Origin of the sequence: Chitinophaga niastensis (assembly GCF_003014755.1) — a bacterium.
In the GTDB taxonomy this organism is placed as follows: Bacteria; Bacteroidota; Bacteroidia; order Chitinophagales; family Chitinophagaceae; genus Chitinophaga; species Chitinophaga niastensis.
Map to the genome: position 1 here is coordinate 978,972 of NZ_PYAW01000003.1, position 18,475 is coordinate 997,446.

14 protein-coding genes are annotated in these 18,475 nt (G+C 43.6%); 5 read left to right on the top strand and 9 right to left on the bottom strand.

The features are described 5' to 3' along the window. The first annotated feature begins 41 nt into the window (after positions 1–41). On the top strand, positions 42–719 hold the full coding sequence (locus CLV51_RS18570; protein ID WP_106529543.1) for a M15 family metallopeptidase: 678 nt from the start codon (positions 42–44) through the stop codon (positions 717–719). Here CLV51_RS18570 and CLV51_RS18575 read toward each other — a convergent pair whose 3' ends face one another. The 6 genes from CLV51_RS18575 to leuC form a co-directional block, all read right to left on the bottom strand. Then, on the bottom strand, positions 720–1,112 hold the full coding sequence (locus CLV51_RS18575; RefSeq protein WP_106529544.1) for a hypothetical protein: 393 nt from the start codon (positions 1,110–1,112) through the stop codon (positions 720–722). It abuts the gene before it with no gap. A 267-nt stretch (positions 1,113–1,379) separates the two neighbouring features. Then, positions 1,380–2,885, bottom strand: a complete 1,506-nt coding sequence (locus CLV51_RS18580; RefSeq protein ID WP_106529545.1) for a 2-isopropylmalate synthase — start codon at positions 2,883–2,885, stop codon at positions 1,380–1,382. 27 nt (positions 2,886–2,912) lie between these two features. Continuing rightward, complete coding sequence (leuB, locus tag CLV51_RS18585; protein ID WP_245898822.1) at positions 2,913–4,007, bottom strand: 3-isopropylmalate dehydrogenase; 1,095 nt, start codon at positions 4,005–4,007, stop codon at positions 2,913–2,915. Positions 4,008–4,089: 82 nt separating this feature from the next. Beyond that, positions 4,090–4,689, bottom strand: coding sequence for a 3-isopropylmalate dehydratase small subunit (gene leuD, locus CLV51_RS18590; protein WP_106529547.1), 600 nt, complete (start codon positions 4,687–4,689; stop codon positions 4,090–4,092). Positions 4,690–4,704: 15 nt separating this feature from the next. Continuing rightward, complete coding sequence (locus tag CLV51_RS18595) at positions 4,705–5,454, bottom strand: class I SAM-dependent methyltransferase (RefSeq protein ID WP_106529548.1); 750 nt, start codon at positions 5,452–5,454, stop codon at positions 4,705–4,707. Positions 5,455–5,533: 79 nt separating this feature from the next. Then, entirely contained in the window at positions 5,534–6,931 is a 1,398-nt protein-coding gene (leuC, locus tag CLV51_RS18600; RefSeq protein WP_106529549.1) for a 3-isopropylmalate dehydratase large subunit, read from the bottom strand. 153 nt (positions 6,932–7,084) lie between these two features. Here leuC and CLV51_RS18605 point away from each other — a divergent pair, with 153 nt between their 5' ends. Then, on the top strand, positions 7,085–8,638 hold the full coding sequence (locus CLV51_RS18605; protein WP_106529550.1) for a hypothetical protein: 1,554 nt from the start codon (positions 7,085–7,087) through the stop codon (positions 8,636–8,638). 417 nt (positions 8,639–9,055) lie between these two features. On the opposite strand, the gene CLV51_RS18610 is transcribed toward CLV51_RS18605, so the two are convergent. After that, a complete protein-coding gene (locus CLV51_RS18610; RefSeq protein WP_106529551.1) occupies positions 9,056–10,180 on the bottom strand; it encodes a hypothetical protein in 1,125 nt (374 codons plus the stop codon). A 1-nt stretch (position 10,181) separates the two neighbouring features. After that, positions 10,182–10,823: an ABC transporter ATP-binding protein gene (locus CLV51_RS18615; RefSeq protein ID WP_106529640.1), complete on the bottom strand. Its 642-nt coding sequence runs from the start codon at positions 10,821–10,823 to the stop codon at positions 10,182–10,184. Between the two features lie 455 nt (positions 10,824–11,278). On the opposite strand from CLV51_RS18615, the gene CLV51_RS18620 reads away from it, so the two are divergent. Beyond that, positions 11,279–12,253 (top strand): ribonucleoside-diphosphate reductase small subunit, encoded by a 975-nt coding sequence (locus tag CLV51_RS18620; protein WP_106529552.1) that lies wholly within the window; start codon positions 11,279–11,281, stop codon positions 12,251–12,253. A 106-nt stretch (positions 12,254–12,359) separates the two neighbouring features. Beyond that, a complete protein-coding gene (locus CLV51_RS18625; protein ID WP_106529553.1) occupies positions 12,360–14,732 on the top strand; it encodes a ribonucleoside-diphosphate reductase subunit alpha in 2,373 nt (790 codons plus the stop codon). A 244-nt stretch (positions 14,733–14,976) separates the two neighbouring features. On the opposite strand, the gene CLV51_RS18630 is transcribed toward CLV51_RS18625, so the two are convergent. Next, on the bottom strand, positions 14,977–15,579 hold the full coding sequence (locus CLV51_RS18630; protein WP_106529554.1) for a TrmH family RNA methyltransferase: 603 nt from the start codon (positions 15,577–15,579) through the stop codon (positions 14,977–14,979). A gap of 97 nt (positions 15,580–15,676) precedes the next feature. Here CLV51_RS18630 and CLV51_RS18635 point away from each other — a divergent pair, with 97 nt between their 5' ends. Beyond that, entirely contained in the window at positions 15,677–18,379 is a 2,703-nt protein-coding gene (locus CLV51_RS18635; RefSeq protein WP_106529555.1) for an AsmA-like C-terminal region-containing protein, read from the top strand. Positions 18,380–18,475: the final 96 nt, after the last annotated feature.

Genomic DNA, 18,475 nt, shown 5'->3' on the forward strand with positions numbered 1-18,475 from the left:
ATTCCAGTCGAATTTGAGCCTTTTTTCTGAATTTTAAGAACATGAGAACACTGTTACTACTAAGCCTCCTCGGGATCATAAGCGACCAGGCAGCTGCCCAGAAAATTCCGGTAAATAAATATGGATTGACGGTACTCACCACACAACAACAATATCAGCAACTAATAAAAGCCGATAGTAACCAGCAACTAATAAACCTGGAAACCTATATTCCGGATATTAAGAAAGATGTGAGATATGCGACCACCAATAATTTCACGCACCAGCGATTATATACTAAAACAGCTATCTACATGCGGCTGCCCGCAGCCAAATCATTGAAAGCTGTGCAAAGTGCACTCCGTAAAAAAGGGTATGGCCTCCTCATTTATGATGCCTACCGCCCCTACCACATAACGGAAGCGATGTTTAAGATAGTCCCCAACGATTTATATGCAGCAGATCCTAAAAAGGGTTCGGGCCACAACAGAGGCGTGGCTGTTGACCTGAGCATGGTAGACCTGAAAACAGGAAAGCCCGTGGCCATGCCTACGGACTTTGACGACTTTACCACGAAAGCCCACGAAAATTATATCCCATCCGATCCAACGGTAACAGCTAATCGTAAATTACTGCGCAACACAATGATGCAACATGGTTTTAAAGGGTCTACTACTGAATGGTGGCATTTCTATCTCCCTGATTATAAAAAATACCCGCTGATGGATATCTTTTTTTAATTAAGGTATACGCACCGTATCCACCCGGCCAGGTAGTCCCTCCCATTTTATATAATAGGTACCGCGACTGCTCGTCTGAAATGAGTAAGTTTTAGTTTGCGGCATAGCAGCCTGCGTACAAACCGTGCAAAGCTGATAAACACCTTCTGCTTTTACAGTCCAGGTATTGCCGTTTTTATCTTCTGTAAACCGGTATATAGCGCCACAGCCATTGGAGAAGTTACAGGTCACATCAAAAAAAGCACCTTCATCCCCTACCATACCCGATCGCGTCTGGCCCATGTATCGGACATTGATGATATTGGTTGTTTTATATTGTGTACAGCTGTCCCCGCTATTTTTTTTGCAGGCAGTCAGGAGTAGTAATGCGAGTACAATATGGGTTATTTTCATCAGGGAGGTATATTGATTATATACCTGTTAAACGGGGCAGCGTGAGGATATGTTACAGACTGCGATTTTGTCTTTCTCCCGATTAGACTGATTATGCTGATTACCCTGATTTTCTTTTTTTGATTTTTGAAAGATTTAAAAAGATTAGCGAAGATTAAAGCGAATAATATTTGCTTTGATCTTCGCTAATCTTTTTATAATCAAAAAAATAAAATCAGGGTAATCAGCATAATCAGTCTAATCGGGAGAAAGACAAAATCGCAGTTCCTAGTATATTTTATTCAGCGCATCCACATATGCATGTACAGATGCGTTAACGATATCAGTAGAATAGCCGAAGCCATAGTATGATTGTCCGTTATGCTTTACACGCATATTCACTTTACTTACATCTTCACTACCGCCATGCATGGCCTGTATGTTGAATTCGTCCAGTTCTATGTCGTCTTTGATGATATCGTGAATAGCGTTGATAGTAGCGTTTACAGGGCCGTTACCGGCTGCACTGGCTTCTTTTTCTTCGCCATTGATTCTCAATCTTACAGTAGCCATCGGGCGCAGCGGATCACCGCAAACTACCTGCAGTAACACTACTTTAATGGCTTTGTCGTCGTAATTCTTTTCGTCACCATCGCCCATCAGTTGCAGCAGATCTGCATCGCTGATTTCTTTTTTGGTATCTGCCATTTCCAGGAAACGCTGGTATACTTCATCCACGTTGATCCTTTCCAGGTTATAGCCCAGGCGCTGCAGGTGATGTTTCAGCGCATGACGGCCACTACGGGCAGTGAGGATAATGGAGTTGGAGTTGATACCTACATCTTCCGGGTTGAGGATCTCGTAGTTTTCGCGATGTTTCAGCACGCCATCCTGGTGAATACCGGAGCTGTGTGCAAAAGCATTGCGGCCTACGATCGCCTTGTTAGGCTGTACCGGCATATGCATCATTGTTTCCACGAGGTTACTGATTTCGTAGATACCTTTGGAATTGATATTGGTATGATAGCCAAGCGCATGGTGTGTTTTCAGGATCATGGCAACTTCTTCCAGGGAAGTATTACCGGCACGCTCGCCGATACCGTTGATGGTACACTCTACCTGGCGGGCACCGTTGATCACACCGGCAATGGTATTGGCAGTAGCCAGACCAAGGTCATTATGACAGTGCACAGAGATAATTGCTTTATCAATGTTGGAAACGTTATCTACCAGGTACTTGATTTTAGCGCCGTACTGGTCGGGCAGGCAGTAGCCGTTGGTATCAGGGATATTCACGGTAGTAGCACCTGCGGCGATCACTGCTTCAATCATGCGGGCCAGGTATTCATTATCTGCGCGGCCTGCGTCTTCTGCATAAAATTCTACATCATCTACAAATCTGCGGGCATATTTTACCGCTGCTACCGCACGCGCCAGAATTTCTTCGCGGGTGCTGTTGAATTTGTATTTGATATGCATATCGGAAGAGCCGATGCCGGTGTGGATACGCTTGCGTTTCGCAAAACGCAGCGCTTCGGCAGCTGCATCAATATCCATATTGTTGGCGCGTGTGAGTGCGCATATTATCGGTTCTGTAACTGCTTTTGATATTTCCACCACACTCTGGAAATCACCAGGGCTGGATATCGGAAAGCCTGCCTCAATAATATCCACACCCAATGCTTCCAGCTTTTTTGCTACCTCAATTTTTTCTACGGTAGTCAGCTGGCAACCCGGTACTTGTTCTCCGTCGCGCAGGGTGGTATCAAAGACGTATACACGATTTTTATCCATGATAGTGTAATAATTTTCGTTGAATGATTAATTCAGATTCTCTAATACTTTGGCGCCCATGGCGTCGGTACCCATCATTAAATCGTTAACAGTATGTTTGTTAGCGATATCCATGGTTCTGAAACCTTGTCTGAGTGTAGCTTCCACGGCTTTGATCACACGTTGTGATTCTGTTTTCAGGCCAAAGGAGATGTCCAACATCAGGGCAGCAGATAAAATAGAAGCCAGCGGATTAGCAATGCCTTTACCGGCGATGTCATGTGCAGAACCATGGATAGGCTCGTAGAAGCCGATGCTGTCGCCTATAGAGGCAGATGCCAGCATACCCATAGAGCCGGCTATCTGAGATGCTTCATCCGTGAGGATGTCACCAAACAGGTTACCAGTGAGCACTACATCAAAACGTTTAGGATCTTTGATCAGCTGCATGGCAGCGTTGTCGATAAACATATGTTCTGTTTCCACATCAGGATATTCTTTGGCAATTTCCTGTACTACTTCTCTCCACAAACGGCTTGCTTCCAGCACATTGGCTTTATCAACAGAACACAACTTTTTACGGCGGGTACGTGCTGCTTCATATGCTTTGCGTGCAATACGCTCTACTTCATAGCGGTGATAGATCATCAGATCAGACGCAGTATTGCGGTCTGCTGTTCTTATCTTCTCTCCAAAATATACATCACCTGTCAGCTCCCGGAAGAAAAGGATATCTGCACCACGCAGGATTTCCGGTTTAATGCTGGAAGCTTCCAGCAGTTCGTCAAATAATTTTATCGGGCGAAGATTAGCATACAGGCCCAGTTCTTTTCTGATTTTGAGCAATCCCTGTTCCGGTCTTACTTTCAGCGTTGGGTCGTTATCGTATTTAGCATGACCGATAGCACCAAACAGAATAGCATCGGAGTTCCTGGCTTTCTGCAGTGTTTCATCCGGCAGGGGCTCACCGGTGGCTTCAATAGCTACGTGGCCCATGATACCTTCTTCGAAGGTGAAGGTGTGATTAAAATTTTTCGCAATCGTTGTCAGCACTTTTTGTCCCCATGCAGTCACTTCCTGTCCAATGCCGTCGCCGGGTATCACTAGTATTTTCTTTTCAACGCCCATATATTTTTTTAGCATTTAGCTTTTAGTGGTTAGCTTTTAGCCCTTAGCGTATAACTATCAGATTTTTCTAACAGCTAAACACTAATGGCTAAATGCTTTAAAAATTAAATTCTCTTGTTGTTTCGTATTGTGTTATTTCCTGACGAAGACTCAACAGGTAATCGATATCATCATAACCATTGAGCAGACAAGTCTTTTTGTATTGGTTGATGTCAAAGTTTTCCTGTTCACCGGAAGCGATAATTTTGATGAACTGGTTTTCCAGGTCTACCTCTATTTCCGCTTTGGGATTGCTTTCGATGGCTTTAAATATTTTATCCAGGAAATCTTCGCTTACCTGGATGGGTAGGATAAAATTGTTGAGCGCATTATTTTTGAAGATGTCTGCAAAGAAACTACTCACCACTACTTTAAATCCATAATCACCGATAGCCCAGGCAGCATGTTCGCGGGAAGAGCCGCAACCAAAGTTTTTCCCGCCTACCAGGATCTGACCACTGTAGACGGGGTTGTTCAGTACAAAATCTGCTTTAGGTGTGTTATCACTTTCGTAGCGCCAGTCGCGGAACAGGTTTTCACCAAAACCATCCCTGGTAGTAGCTTTCAGGAAGCGTGCAGGAATGATCTGATCTGTATCTATATTTTCGATGGGTACAGGGACCGCAGTTGAAACGAGGTGTTGAAATATTTTACTCATGATGAATTTTACTATTTAGATTTTTGTGGCTGCTACCCGTAAACGAACATAATCGGCGTATAGATCGCCATCCTTCATGATTTGCGGTGCCAGCTCCTGCTGTACCTGCTGAAGAATAGCATTTTTATCTTTCTCCGGTACGTTTGTAAAAAGATAGTGACCAAACATCTCTAACCAATCGATGATGCCGGTGGCCGGATCTACCAGTTTGGAAGGACGATCAAAAAAGTGGACACGGTCAATTTTAAAACCTGCCTTTTCCAACAGGGTAGTATATTCTGCCGGAGAAGGGAAGTACCAGAATGGTACATAAGTATACCCTTTCTGCTGCATTACTTTTTCCAGTGTAATTAAAATGCTTTGCACATTGCCTTTACCGCCCATTTCAATGACCAGTCTGCCACCTTTTTTCAGCTGTGCATACATACGTGCAATGGCTTTTTCTTTTTCGCGTACCCAGTGCAGGGTAGCGTTGGAGAAGATGCCGTCAAACTGTACCGGTAGCGAAAATGTAGTAGCATCGCCTACCTCAAACGTAATGTTGGGATAGTGAGCGCGGGCACTTTCTATCATGGCAGCGGAGGCGTCTATACCGGTAACCTGCGCACCTTTTTCGGCCAGTTGCGCTGTGAGCTCACCTGTACCACAGCCCAGATCCAGTATGACTTCGCCAGCCTGTGGCTGCAACCAGTCAATCAGACTGTTGCCGTATTCAAATACGAAGGCATGTTTCTCTTTATATAAGTCGGCATTCCACTGGTCCATAGCAATTAGCTTTTAGCAGTTAGCACTTAGCGGTTAGCATTTAGCTGTTAGCATTTAGTATTTAGCTAAATGCTAACCGCTATATCATTTCCCTGACATCTGTTACCCTACCGGTAATGGCAGCTGCTGCCGCAGTGAGCGGGCTGGCCAGGAAGGTGCGGGCATTGGGGCCCTGGCGACCTTCGAAGTTGCGGTTAGAGGTAGAGATACAGTACATACCTGCAGGTATCTTGTCTTCATTCATACCCAAACAGGCAGAACATCCTGGCTCACGCAGCTGGAAACCGGCTGCAGCAAAGATCTTGTCGATGCCTTCTGCTATTGCCTGTGCTTCCACCTGTTTGGAACCTGGTACAATCCATACCACCACATCGGCTGCCTTTTGTTTGCCTTTCACGAAATCCGCTACGAGGCGTAAGTCTTCAATGCGGGAATTGGTGCAGCTACCAATGAATACATAGTCTATTTTCTTGCCCAGCAGCCCGCTGCCAGGTTGCAGCTCCATGTAATCCAATGATTTTTTGAAAGAGGGTCTTTCCTTTTCTTCCAGCTGTTCCAGCGACGGGATGTGGCGGGTAACGCCCATGCCCATGCCGGGGTTGGTACCGTAAGTTATTTGCGGTTCAATATCCGCTGCATCGAAGGTGAGCACTTTGTCGAACTGCGCATCGTTATCGGTGTGCAATGTTTTCCAATATGCCAGGGATTTGTCCCAGTCGGCACCCTGTGGGGCAAACTCGCGGCCTTTGATGTAATCGAAGGTGATATCGTCCGGTGCAATTAAGCCACCACGTGCGCCCATTTCAATACTCATATTGCAGATGGTCATACGTGCTTCCATACTCAGGCTGCGGATCGCATCTCCTGCGTATTCCACGAAATAGCCGGTAGCGCCGGAAGCGGATATTTTAGAGATAATATATAGAATGATATCTTTAGACAGTACGCCTTTTCCCAGTGTGCCATTCACTTGAATCTTCATGCGCTTTGGCTTGTATTGCAGGATACATTGGGTAGCCAATACCTGCTCTACTTCGGAAGTACCGATACCAAAAGCGACTGCGCCAAAAGCACCGTGGGTGCTGGTGTGGCTGTCGCCGCACACGATGGTCATACCCGGCAGGGTGATGCCCAGTTCAGGTCCTATTACATGCACAATACCCTGGAACCGGTGGCCGAGGCCATATAATTCCACGCCAAATTCGGATGTATTTTTAGTCAGCATTTCTACCTGTAAACGGCTTAGTGCTTCTTTAATGGGCAGGTGCTGATCCTGTGTAGGTACGTTGTGATCCGCAGTAGCCCTGGTTTTAGCAGGACGAAATACGGGGATGCCGCGTTTACGCAACCCGTCAAACGCCTGGGGACTGGTTACCTCGTGAATAAAGTGCGTGTTGATGTACACTGCATCCGGATGTCCCGGCTTGCTCATCACGATATGGCTGTCCCAGATCTTATCAAATAACGTTTTTCCCATCCTTAATGCTTCCTTTTAAAATGTTTATTCCTTCAAATCTAATGGTCATTAATTAATTGCCATATCGCTAAATTTGCTTTAATTACAACCTTTAAAAGCACTTGATACACATCAATCTATTGTTTATCAATAATTTACAACATTTAAATAACGATGCCCAACAGTCAAAGTGACGCCTTATTCATATTAATAAAAACACTAACAAAAGCTGAAAAACGCAATTTTCAGCTCGCGTTCAATAAAAACAACACCAAAGAAGACGTGTTATTTATCCAGCTGTTTACTACGCTGGATAAAATGAAAGAGTATGATGAAGAGCAGATACTGAAGAAAATAACGGATATCAAAAAGCAGCAGTTATCTAATGTAAAGGCTCATTTGTACAAACATCTGTTATCAAGTCTGCGGCAGTTGTATAAACAAAAAGATCCGCTTATTGATCTGCGCGAACAGCTGGATCATGCGCGGGTGCTGTATAACAAAGGACTCTATAACCAAAGTCTGAAGATCCTTGCCAAGGCAAAAACCATGGCACTCGGACAAGAAGAGGTGATGCTGGGTTACGAAATTGTGGAGTTTGAGAAACTAATCGAATCAAGGCATATTACCCGCAGCCTGGAAAACCGCGCAGAAGCCCTCAGCGCCGAATCACGGCAGATAGAGCAACAACTTGCCAATATCAGCCGGCTTTCCACCCTTTCCTTACGCATGTATGGCCTGTACCTCAAGCTGGGTCACGCCCGCAATGAACGCGACGGGGAAATGGTGAAATCGTTTTTTGAAAGCCAGTTGCCGGCATTTCAGCATGCGCAGATGAGCTTTTACGAAAAAGTGTATATGTTCCAGGCATCCAGCTGGTACTATTATATTTTGCAGGACTTTGTGATGTACTATCGTTACACACAAAAGTGGGTAGACCTGTTTAAACAATATCCTGCGCTACAGCAAACGGATATGGACCTGTATATTAAAGCACAGCATAACCTACTGACCGCTCATTTTTATACTTCTAACTTTGAAAAGTTCAAGACCGCATTACTGGAGCTGGAAGGTTTTATCCGCGATAACCAGGAAAATTTTCACGAGAACACCCGCACTTCCGCATTTGTGTATTTATATACTGCCAAAATAAACCGCTACTTCCTGGAAGGCACGTTCAGTGAAGGTTTGGCCATGGTACCTGAATTGGAAACAGAAATCAGCCGGCATACACTGAAGATAGATCAGCATCGCGTACTGGTGTTCTACTACAAAATTGCGTGCCTTTATTTTGGTAGTGGCGATAATAATAAAGCGATCATTTATCTCAATAAAATAATCAATTTAAAAATAGGTAATCTGCGTGCAGATATACAATGTTTTGCCCGCATCCTGCATTTGATTGCGCATTATGAACTGGAGAATTACAGCCTGGTAGAATACCTGATCAAATCTGTGTATCATTTTATTTCCAAACATAAAGATTTGGGCCTGGTGATGGAAGAAATCATGAAATTTTTGCGCAAGTATATCTATGCCAATCCAAAAGCATTACGCAACGCCTTCATTGATCTGAAAGACAGGCTGGTACAAATTTCGCAAGATCCGTACGAACGCAGGTCCTTCCTCTACCTGGACATTATTTCCTGGCTGGAAAGCAAAATAGAAGCCATTCCTGTACAGGAAGTGATACACCGTAAATTTGTGAATAAGGAGAAGCGGATATAGCGGGGCAGCCTTCGGCTGTGAATTTATCTTTTCTCCCGATTAGACTGATTATGCTGATTACCTGATTTTGATTTTTTTTTGATTTAAAAAGATTAGCGAAGATCTCAGCGGATAATGTCTGAACCAGGATTTTTAGGATTGAATGGATTACCCTGATGGATGTTATGTTTTTTTATATCGAAGATATACGCGAATATCTATGCTATGATCTTCGGCATCAATCAAGATAATCCATTCAATCCTAAAAATCCTGGTTCAGACATTATCCGCTGAGATCTTCGCTAATCAGGATAATCATACTAATCATAATAATCACAGTTCAGACATTATCCGCTGAGATCTTCGCTAATCTTTTTATAATCAAAAAAAATCAAAATCAGGTAATCAGCATAATCAGTCTAATCGAGAGAAAGACAATCACTCTCTTTCTATATACGGTTCATACGTACGATATTTTTTAAAGAAGATAATGGCCGATGCGATCTGCAACAATGCGATAGCCGGCCATTCGTATTTACCGAGGATCATGAATAACACTATGAAAGAAGTGAGCAACACGTAACGCACGTGGATTTCGGGATTCATCTTCGGAAAATATAACAGGCAACGGAAGAGGATCATTAATGATAAGGCAGTACAAAAAACGGTGATCAAACCCATCCATGGTGTTTTCGTATAGGCATTTACGGTGATCATTACCATCTCCGGCAAAAACATCAGTATATATATGCAGATCAATCGCAGGTAATGTGTACTTAATCTAATGGGGAGGTTTTCCATAAAATTGAGGTACGTATCATCAAAAGCACGATTGTGGACCATCAACTGCATGTGTACCAGTACGCTCACCATCGCGCCCAGCTGGAGTCCGCGCAGATCAAAATATTCTCCTTGCCGCATTATTAAAAACGTCAGCCACAATATAGCAGCGGAAAATAATTTAGTGCTGAAAATACGCCGCGGAAAATTAGTGAACAGTTCATACAGGAAAAATAATACCGGTGGCTTCGTGAAATGTTTGTTGAGCCAGCGTTGCATGTGTCCTGTAAAAAAGATAACATCCGGTTGCGCCAGTTTTCTTTCATATAACGTTAACGGCCATATACAGTTGGCGATATTAAATACGATGATAATAATTCCTTTGAGATAATAATGTTGTTGAATGGCCACTACTACCGCAACCGCCGCGTATACCAATACCGGCATGTATATAGCAGTGTGTAATACCCACCAGGTACGCCAGCGGGAAGTGGCCGGCATGCTTCCCATGGTGGGGAATAAAAAATCATATCCCTGTGTTTGAAATGTTTTCAGGATGAAGCCTGCACATTTTAATGCGTAGGATGTCCACAGCAGTAATACAATGATGAGGAAAGAATTATTTCTCAGGAAGCCGAGCATGAGTGATTGATGGTAGTTCCATAAACTACTGCCATCTACCACACCAAACAGCAGGTAAAAGAGTACGAGAAAAAAGCCGGTGTTCTGAATATAAAACCGTTGTGTAAATATTTTACTGAGGATAGCCGTTGTTGTACGCATATTAATTGAGCGTAATGTTTTTATGAGCTACTTTCAGTGTGCCCGTTACCGTTAATTCTTCCGCATCCAGTGGTTGGTGGGAAGTGATACAAAAAGTGACGCCTTTGGCGCTATAGGTGCGGATCAGGTCATATAAAACCGTGAGGGCATATGTGTCGATGGTGATCAGTGGCTCATCCAGCAGGATGAGTGCCGGGTTACCGGTGAAAGCCAGCAGTAGTGACAATTTTTTGAGCATGCCACTGGAATAGCTGCTTACGGGGTTATTCACAAAGATATCCACACCCAGTCTTTCGCTGATGGCGCTGATCTGGTCCCTGTTGCCCCCTTTGGTATTGAGATACAGCTCCAGCAAGTCGCGGCCGGTGAGGAAAGAGGGGTATAACGGTTCCGCCTCAGCGTAATTGATCAGGCGGCGGAACTGTACCGGGTGTTCCCGGCTGCTCACATTTCCCCGCAGCACTATTTCCCCCTTAAAAGGGATTAAACCCGCCATCACCTTCATGCAGGTGGTTTTCCCCGCACCATTTTCGCCCTGTAGCCAATAAATGCCAACGGGCAGTTCCAGGCGGGCAATATCCAGTACGGGTACGTCCTGGTAGTTCTTTTTAACAGTATGAAGGGCAATAACCGGTTCGGACATACGTAAAAGCTTAAAAATGTAAATATGAAAAAATAACGGATATATATCGATAATAGCGGTTCTTTTTAACAAAAATTTGTTTGTGCCTTTTTTTCCATTGACCATCATACGTTTAGCCGGGGCAGTAAACAATTTGGGTATATAAAGCCCCCATTTGAGATGTGCAATTCACATACTAAACATATACCATATGCACAAGGTGCATAACCCGTGAAACATGCTACAACACTACATCCGGACAATGCCTGATATCTTTTTCCACACCTGTTGAAAACTATTATAGCCATGCCATAAGGGGATGCTTACATTTGTAATCCTGGGCGTATGGATTTTAGGACACAGAAGAAATTTGAAATTATTTGATGTGAGTGAGTGAGGTAGTGCAGATTTCAGAATGCTGACCCCAAACAGAAAAACCAAGAACCTTCGACAGTACCCATATAAAAATATTAGCGATGAGTAATGAGAATGAAATTCTTTTAAAAGAGAACAAGGACCGTTTTGTGCTATTGCCGATCAAGTACCCAAAAGTTTGGGAACAATACAAAAAGCATGAGGCGAGTTTCTGGACAGCAGAAGAAATAGATTTAAGCAGTGATCTGAAAGATTGGGCAAACCTGAATGATGGTGAACGTCATTTTATATCTCACGTACTTGCATTTTTTGCAGCCAGCGATGGTATCGTAAATGAGAACCTGGCAGTAAACTTTATGAGTGAAGTGCAGATTCCGGAAGCCCGTTGTTTTTACGGTTTCCAGATCATGATGGAAAATATCCACTCTGAAACATATGCATTGCTGATCGATACTTATGTAAAAGATCCGGCAGAAAAAGATCGTTTGTTCCACGCCATTGACACCGTACCTGCGGTAAAAAAGAAAGCAGAATGGGCATTGCGCTGGATTGAGAACGGCAACTTTGCAGAGCGCCTGGTGGCCTTTGCAGCGGTAGAAGGCATTTTCTTCAGTGGCAGCTTCTGTTCTATTTTCTGGTTAAAGAAAAGAGGATTGATGCCGGGTCTGACCTTCTCCAATGAGCTGATCAGCCGTGATGAAGGACTGCATTGCGAATTTGCCTGCCTGTTGTACAGCATGCTGGAAAACAAACTGAGTGAAGCAGCCGTACACGAAATTATCCGTGAAGCCGTAGCATTTGAAAAAGAATTTATCACAGAAGCCTTACCGGTTGGTTTGATCGGTATGAACAGCGATCTGATGTCACAATACATTGAATTTGTTGCTGACAGATGGATAGGTGAACTGGGATATACTAAAATATTTAATGCGTCTAATCCTTTTGATTTCATGGAAATGATTTCTTTACAGGGCAAGACTAACTTCTTTGAAAAACGCGTGGGAGATTACCAGAAATCCGGTGTAATGGGTGGTACTAAAGAATCACAAACATTCAGTCTGGAAGAAGACTTTTAATTGGCATTTTAGCTAATAGCATTTAGCTATTGGTTTAAATGCAGCGAACAAACTCCTATTTACTAACCGCTGATAGCTAAAGGCTAAAAGCTAAATTCACAAACCCATGTTCGTAATCAAAAGAGATGGAAGAAAAGAAGCAGTGAAATTTGACAAGATCACTGCACGTATTGAAAAGCTATGCTATGGTTTCAATACAGAATATGTAGATGCAATAGACGTAGCGAAAAAAGTTATACAAGGATTATACGACGGTGTTACTACCAGTGAACTCGACAACCTGGCTGCTGAAACTGCAGCATCCCTTACCACTAAACACCCGGATTACGCCCTGCTGGCTTCCCGCATAGCAGTAAGTAATCTTCATAAAAATACAATCAAGTCGTTTTCCAAAACGATGAAGAAATTGTATGACTATATTGATCCTAAAACCGGTAAATCTGCAGCATTGCTGTCTGATGAAGTTTGGGAGATCATTAAGAAAAATGCAGAACTGCTGGACTCCAGCATCATCTACGATCGTGACTTTGCTTTTGACTACTTCGGTTTCAAAACACTGGAACGCTCTTACCTGCTGAAAACAGATGGCAGAGTACAGGAACGTCCACAGCACATGCTGATGCGTGTATCTGTAGGCATCCATAAAGAAGATATTGACGCTGCGATCAAAACATACAACCTGATGAGTGAGCGCTGGTTTACACATGCCACGCCTACCCTGTTCAACGCAGGCACGCCAAAACCACAGATGTCATCCTGCTTCCTCCTCACTATGCAGGACGATAGCATCGAAGGCATCTATGATACCCTGAAACAAACAGCTAAAATTTCGCAGAGCGCCGGTGGTATCGGTTTAAGCATTCATAATATCCGTGCAACAGGTTCTTATATCAGCGGTACCAACGGTACCTCCAATGGTATCATCCCGATGCTGCGTGTATTCAACGACACCGCACGCTATGTAGATCAGGGTGGTGGCAAGCGTAAAGGCGCTTTCGCTATCTACCTGGAACCATGGCATGCCGACATCTTCGAATTCCTGGATCTGCGTAAGAACCACGGTAAAGAAGAAATGCGCGCCCGTGACCTGTTCTACGCCCTCTGGATGCCGGATCTGTTTATGAAACGTGTAGAAGCTAATGGCGACTGGTCATTATTCTGTCCACATGAAGCACCAGGCCTGCACGAATGCTGGGGGGAAGAATTTGAAGCCCTCTACGCCAAATACGAACAAGAAGGCCGCGCCCGCAAAACTATCAAAGCACAGGACCTCTGGTTCGCCATCCTGGATGCGCAGATAGAAACAGGCAATCCATACCTGCTGTATAAAGATGCAGCCAACCGCAAATCCAATCAGCAGAACCTGGGTACCATCAAAAGTTCCAACCTGTGTACAGAAATCATCGAATACACCGACGCCAACGAAGTAGCAGTATGTAACCTGGCCTCCCTGGCGCTGCCCCGCTTTGTTATTGACGGAAAATTTGATCACGATAAATTATACGAAGTAACCTATCAGGCTACTTTGAACCTCAATAAAATCATCGACAATAACTTCTACCCTATTGAAGAAGCAAGACGCAGTAACATGCGCCACCGCCCTATTGGTTTGGGTGTACAAGGACTTGCCGATGCGTTTATCCTGATGCGTTATCCTTTTGAAAGTGATGAAGCTAAAAAACTGAACAGCGAAATATTTGAAACCATTTACTTCGCCGGTCTGACTGCTTCCAACGATCTGGCTAAAGCTGAAGGCGCATATGAAACATTCAAAGGCTCCCCTTCCTCAAAAGGTATCCTGCAGTTTGATATGTGGAATGTGAAACCTTCTGCACGCTGGAACTGGGATGCGTTGAAAAAATCCATCGTAAAAGATGGTATCCGCAACTCCCTCCTGCTGGCGCCAATGCCTACTGCATCTACTTCACAGATCCTCGGCAACAACGAGTGCTTTGAACCATACACTTCCAACATCTACACCCGTCGTGTATTGAGTGGTGAATTTGTAGTGGTAAACAAACACCTGCTGAAAGACCTGGTAGAACTGGGCCTGTGGGATAATGAAATGAAAACAAAAATTATTTCGCACAATGGCTCTATCCAGAACATTGCCGAAATACCTGGCAATATCAAAGAACTGTACAAAACAGTTTGGGAAATTAAACAACGTAACCTCATTGATATGGCTGCTGACCGCGGGGCGTTCATCTGCCAGTCACAATCACTGAACCTGTTCGTTGACACACCTTCTGTTGCCAAGCTCACCTCTATGCACTTCTACGCCTGGAAGAAAGGCCTGAAAACAGGTATGTATTATCTGCGTACACAAGCGGCTGCACAGGCAGTACAGTTTACTGTAGAAAAACAAGGTGGTCAGCAGATCCAGCCAGTTGTTGCAACAGGTGGTGATAGCGCAGAAGAAATCGTGGAAGGTGCCGTTTGCACCATGGAAGAAGGTTGCGTTACTTGTAGTGCATAAGGGTTTATGTAAGTATAAATGCAAATCCCTGGTCGGAAGGCCAGGGATTTTTTTGTGTTTGTCTTTCTCCCGATTAGGCTGATTATACTGATTACCCTGATTCTATTTTTTTGATTAAAAAAGATTAGCGAAGATTAAAGCGGGTATTATTCGCTTTAATCTTCGCTAATCTTTTTTGATCTTTTATTAATCACAAAAATAAAATCAGGGTAATCAGTCTAATCGGGAGAAAGACAACCTCCGCTCAATCCTCGTTCATATCATCTTCTTTAAATCCCCACTCCTCCAGCAAGGTAGTATACTGCCCTTCCGGCAATCCCTGCTTATCATAATGACCGGCCATTGTTTTCTGCCGCAGGGCTTCATAAATGCTCACGGCACAAGCCACGGAAATATTCAGCGATCTTATAATTCCCATTTGAGGAATAATAAAATTACCATCCGCCAATGCTCTTACCCCATCGCTCACACCATTTTGTTCATTGCCGAAAATCAATGCTACAGAACCGGTGAAATCAATACTATATAAACTCACAGCATCTGTTGCCAGATGTGTAGTAAAAATCTTATCATACTTTTTACGCAATGCTGCAATGCATGCTGCTGCATTGTCAAACTCGTAGGTGGTAAGCCATCTTTCTGCACTGCTACTGCTTCTATGCCCCCATTTCTTATGTCTTGGCGCCATTGTATTGATCACATAAATATCCTGTATACCCACTGCATCACAGGTACGCATAACGGCAGAAATATTGTGAGGGTCCTGTACATCCTCCAGCACTACGGTTAAATTAGACTGCCGTTTGTTTAATACCGACAGTAATCGCTCTTTTCTTTCTGGTGTCATATGCTATGATATTAACGCAAAAATACGAAATAGCAGAAAGCTTTAAGCTTTCAACAATATGCTTATCTTCATGCCTTATAATCAAATAGAATAACCTATGTTCAAAAAGATCCTGAAAATTGTGGCGATCACAATAGTGGTCTTGCTATTGGCAGCCATAGCCATACCATATTTTTTCAAAGACAAAATAGTAGCGAAAGTAAAAACAGAGCTGAACAAACGTCTTACTGCTAAAGTAGATTTTAAAGATGTGGATATCAGCTTGTTCCGTCATTTTCCCCGGCTGGCAGTAGGCCTGGAAGAGCTGCAGGTAATTGGTACCGGCGACTTTGCAGGAGATACCCTTCTGGCTGTAAAACAAATAGATGTAGCACTCAATCTCATGAGTGTAATTAAGGGAGATAAGATGGACATCTACAATATCGCCCTCATACAGCCACGCATACACGCTATTGTGAATAAAAACGGTGCGGCTAACTGGAACATCACCAAGCCCGATACCACAGCGGCTAATCCCGCTGATACCAGCAAAAGTAAATTTGCCCTCAGTTTACAGCAATATAAAATTGAAGATGCCTTTATCAGTTATGATGATCGTCAGGGTAACATGGCACTGTTAGTAGAAGGCTTAACCCATAAAGGTAAAGGTGATTTCACACAGGACCAGTTCACCCTGGAAACCAGTACGGTGGCTGATGGCATCACCTTCCGCTATGGACTGATCCCTTATCTCTCCGGCGTTAAAACTAAACTGGATGCAGCTATCCAAATAGATAATAACAGTAAAACCTATACGTTAAAAGAAAGCAAAGTTTCGCTCAACAACCTGGAACTGGCCCTGCAAGGGTTTTTCAAACTGGTAAACGATTCTACTTACGGAATGGATATGAGCTTTAAAGCACCTTCTACCAACTTTAAAGACTTGTTATCACTGGTACCAGCAGTATACAAGACAGATTTTGATAAGATAAAAACCAGCGGTACCGCAGCTTTCAGCGGATTTGTAAAAGGCAGCTACGCTCCTAAACAAATGCCGTCCTTTGGGCTGGACCTCAACGTAAAAGATGGTTTCTTCCAATATCCTGATCTGCCTAAACCAGTGAAAAATATTCAGATTGCGATGAAAATCAGCAACCCGGATGGTGTACCTGATCATACTATCATCGACATGCCTACCGGTCACCTGGAAATGGATAACACACCACTGGATCTCCGGATGCTGGTGAAAACACCGGTTTCGGATCTGTATGTAGACGCTGCCGCAAAGGGTAAGCTTGATCTGTCTAAAATCACGCAGTTTGTAAAACTGGCAGCCGGCACTAACTTAACAGGCCTGCTGGATGCAGACATCACTGCTAAAGGAAATATGAGTGCCATAGAAAAACAACAATACGATCGCTTCTATGCCGCCGGCACGCTGCAATTGAGCAATATGTTCTATAAAAGCAAAGATTATCCCGATGGTGTAAAAGTGAATAATCTCTCCTTACAGTTCAATCCTAAAAATGTAACCGTAAAAGACCTGAATGGTCAATACCTGGGTACCAACTTTGAAGCAAACGGAGAAGTGAATAACCTGCTCGCCTATACGTTTAAAAACGCACCGCTGGATGGTAAATTCAATTTCAAGGCAGATGAAATAAACCTGGACAAATGGATGGGCACTACCAGTTCTTCCGCTACTACCACTACTGCTAAAAAAGATACCGCTGCTGCTGCACCGTTTGCAGTACCGGCCAATCTGAACATCGGCTTACAGGCCAATGTAAATAAAGTACACTACGATAAAGCAGACCTTAACAATGTATCCGGTAACCTGTTGGTGAAAGACGAAACAGTAACCATGCAGCAGCTCAAAGCCAATGCACTGCAGGGTACTATGGAAATAAATGGCAGCTACAGCACCAAAAACAGCAAAACAAATCCGGATATCAACCTGGCCTACAACGTGCAAAACCTGGATGTACAACAAACATTCAACGCATTCAATACCGTACAGAAATTAATGCCGATCGGTAAATTCCTCTCCGGTAAAATCACCTCTCAGTTAACCATGCATGGTAAATTGGGGAAAGATATGTCGCCTGACTTAAGCACCCTTACCGGCGATGGTAACCTGTTGCTGATAGAAGGTTTCCTGAAACAGTTTGCACCGGTAGATCAGCTGGCGAATACACTCAATGTATCTCAACTGAAAGATATTTCTTTACGTGATATCAAAAACTATTTTTCCTTTGAAAACGGCCGCGTAAAAGTGAATCCTTTCAAAGTAACGGTGAGCGGCATCCGGATGGATATTGCGGGATCTCACGGCTTTGACCAATCACTCGATTATACCCTGCAACTTGCACTGCCACGTAGTTTGATGGGATCTGCCGGCAACAATCTCATAAACGGTCTGGCTTCACAGGCGCAAAGCAAAGGCATCCCGGTAAACCTGGGCGACAGTGTGCATCTGCAGGTATTAATGGCGGGTAACATTCTCAAACCAAGTCTGAAAACAGACCTGCGGGAAAGCGCCAACAGCCTGAAAGCACAAGCTACTGAACTGGTAAAAAACAAAATTGATACCGTTAAAAATACGGTGAAGGATAGTGTAAACCAGATCAAAAACAACGCTGTTAATTCTCTGAAAAACGAATTAAAAAATCAACTCAGCGGTAAAAAAGATTCTGCCCAAACCGGTGGTGGCAAGCCATTGGAAAACTTAGGCAAACAAGCCGGCGAATCTGCGAAGAATACGCTTAACAGCCTGTTTGGTAAGAAGAAAAGTAATAATGCAGATACTACAAAACACTAGGGATAAATTGTCTTTTCCATGATTAGACTGATTATGCTGATTACCCTGATTTTGTTTTTTTTGATTTAGAAGGATTTAAAAAGAATCATGGTAATC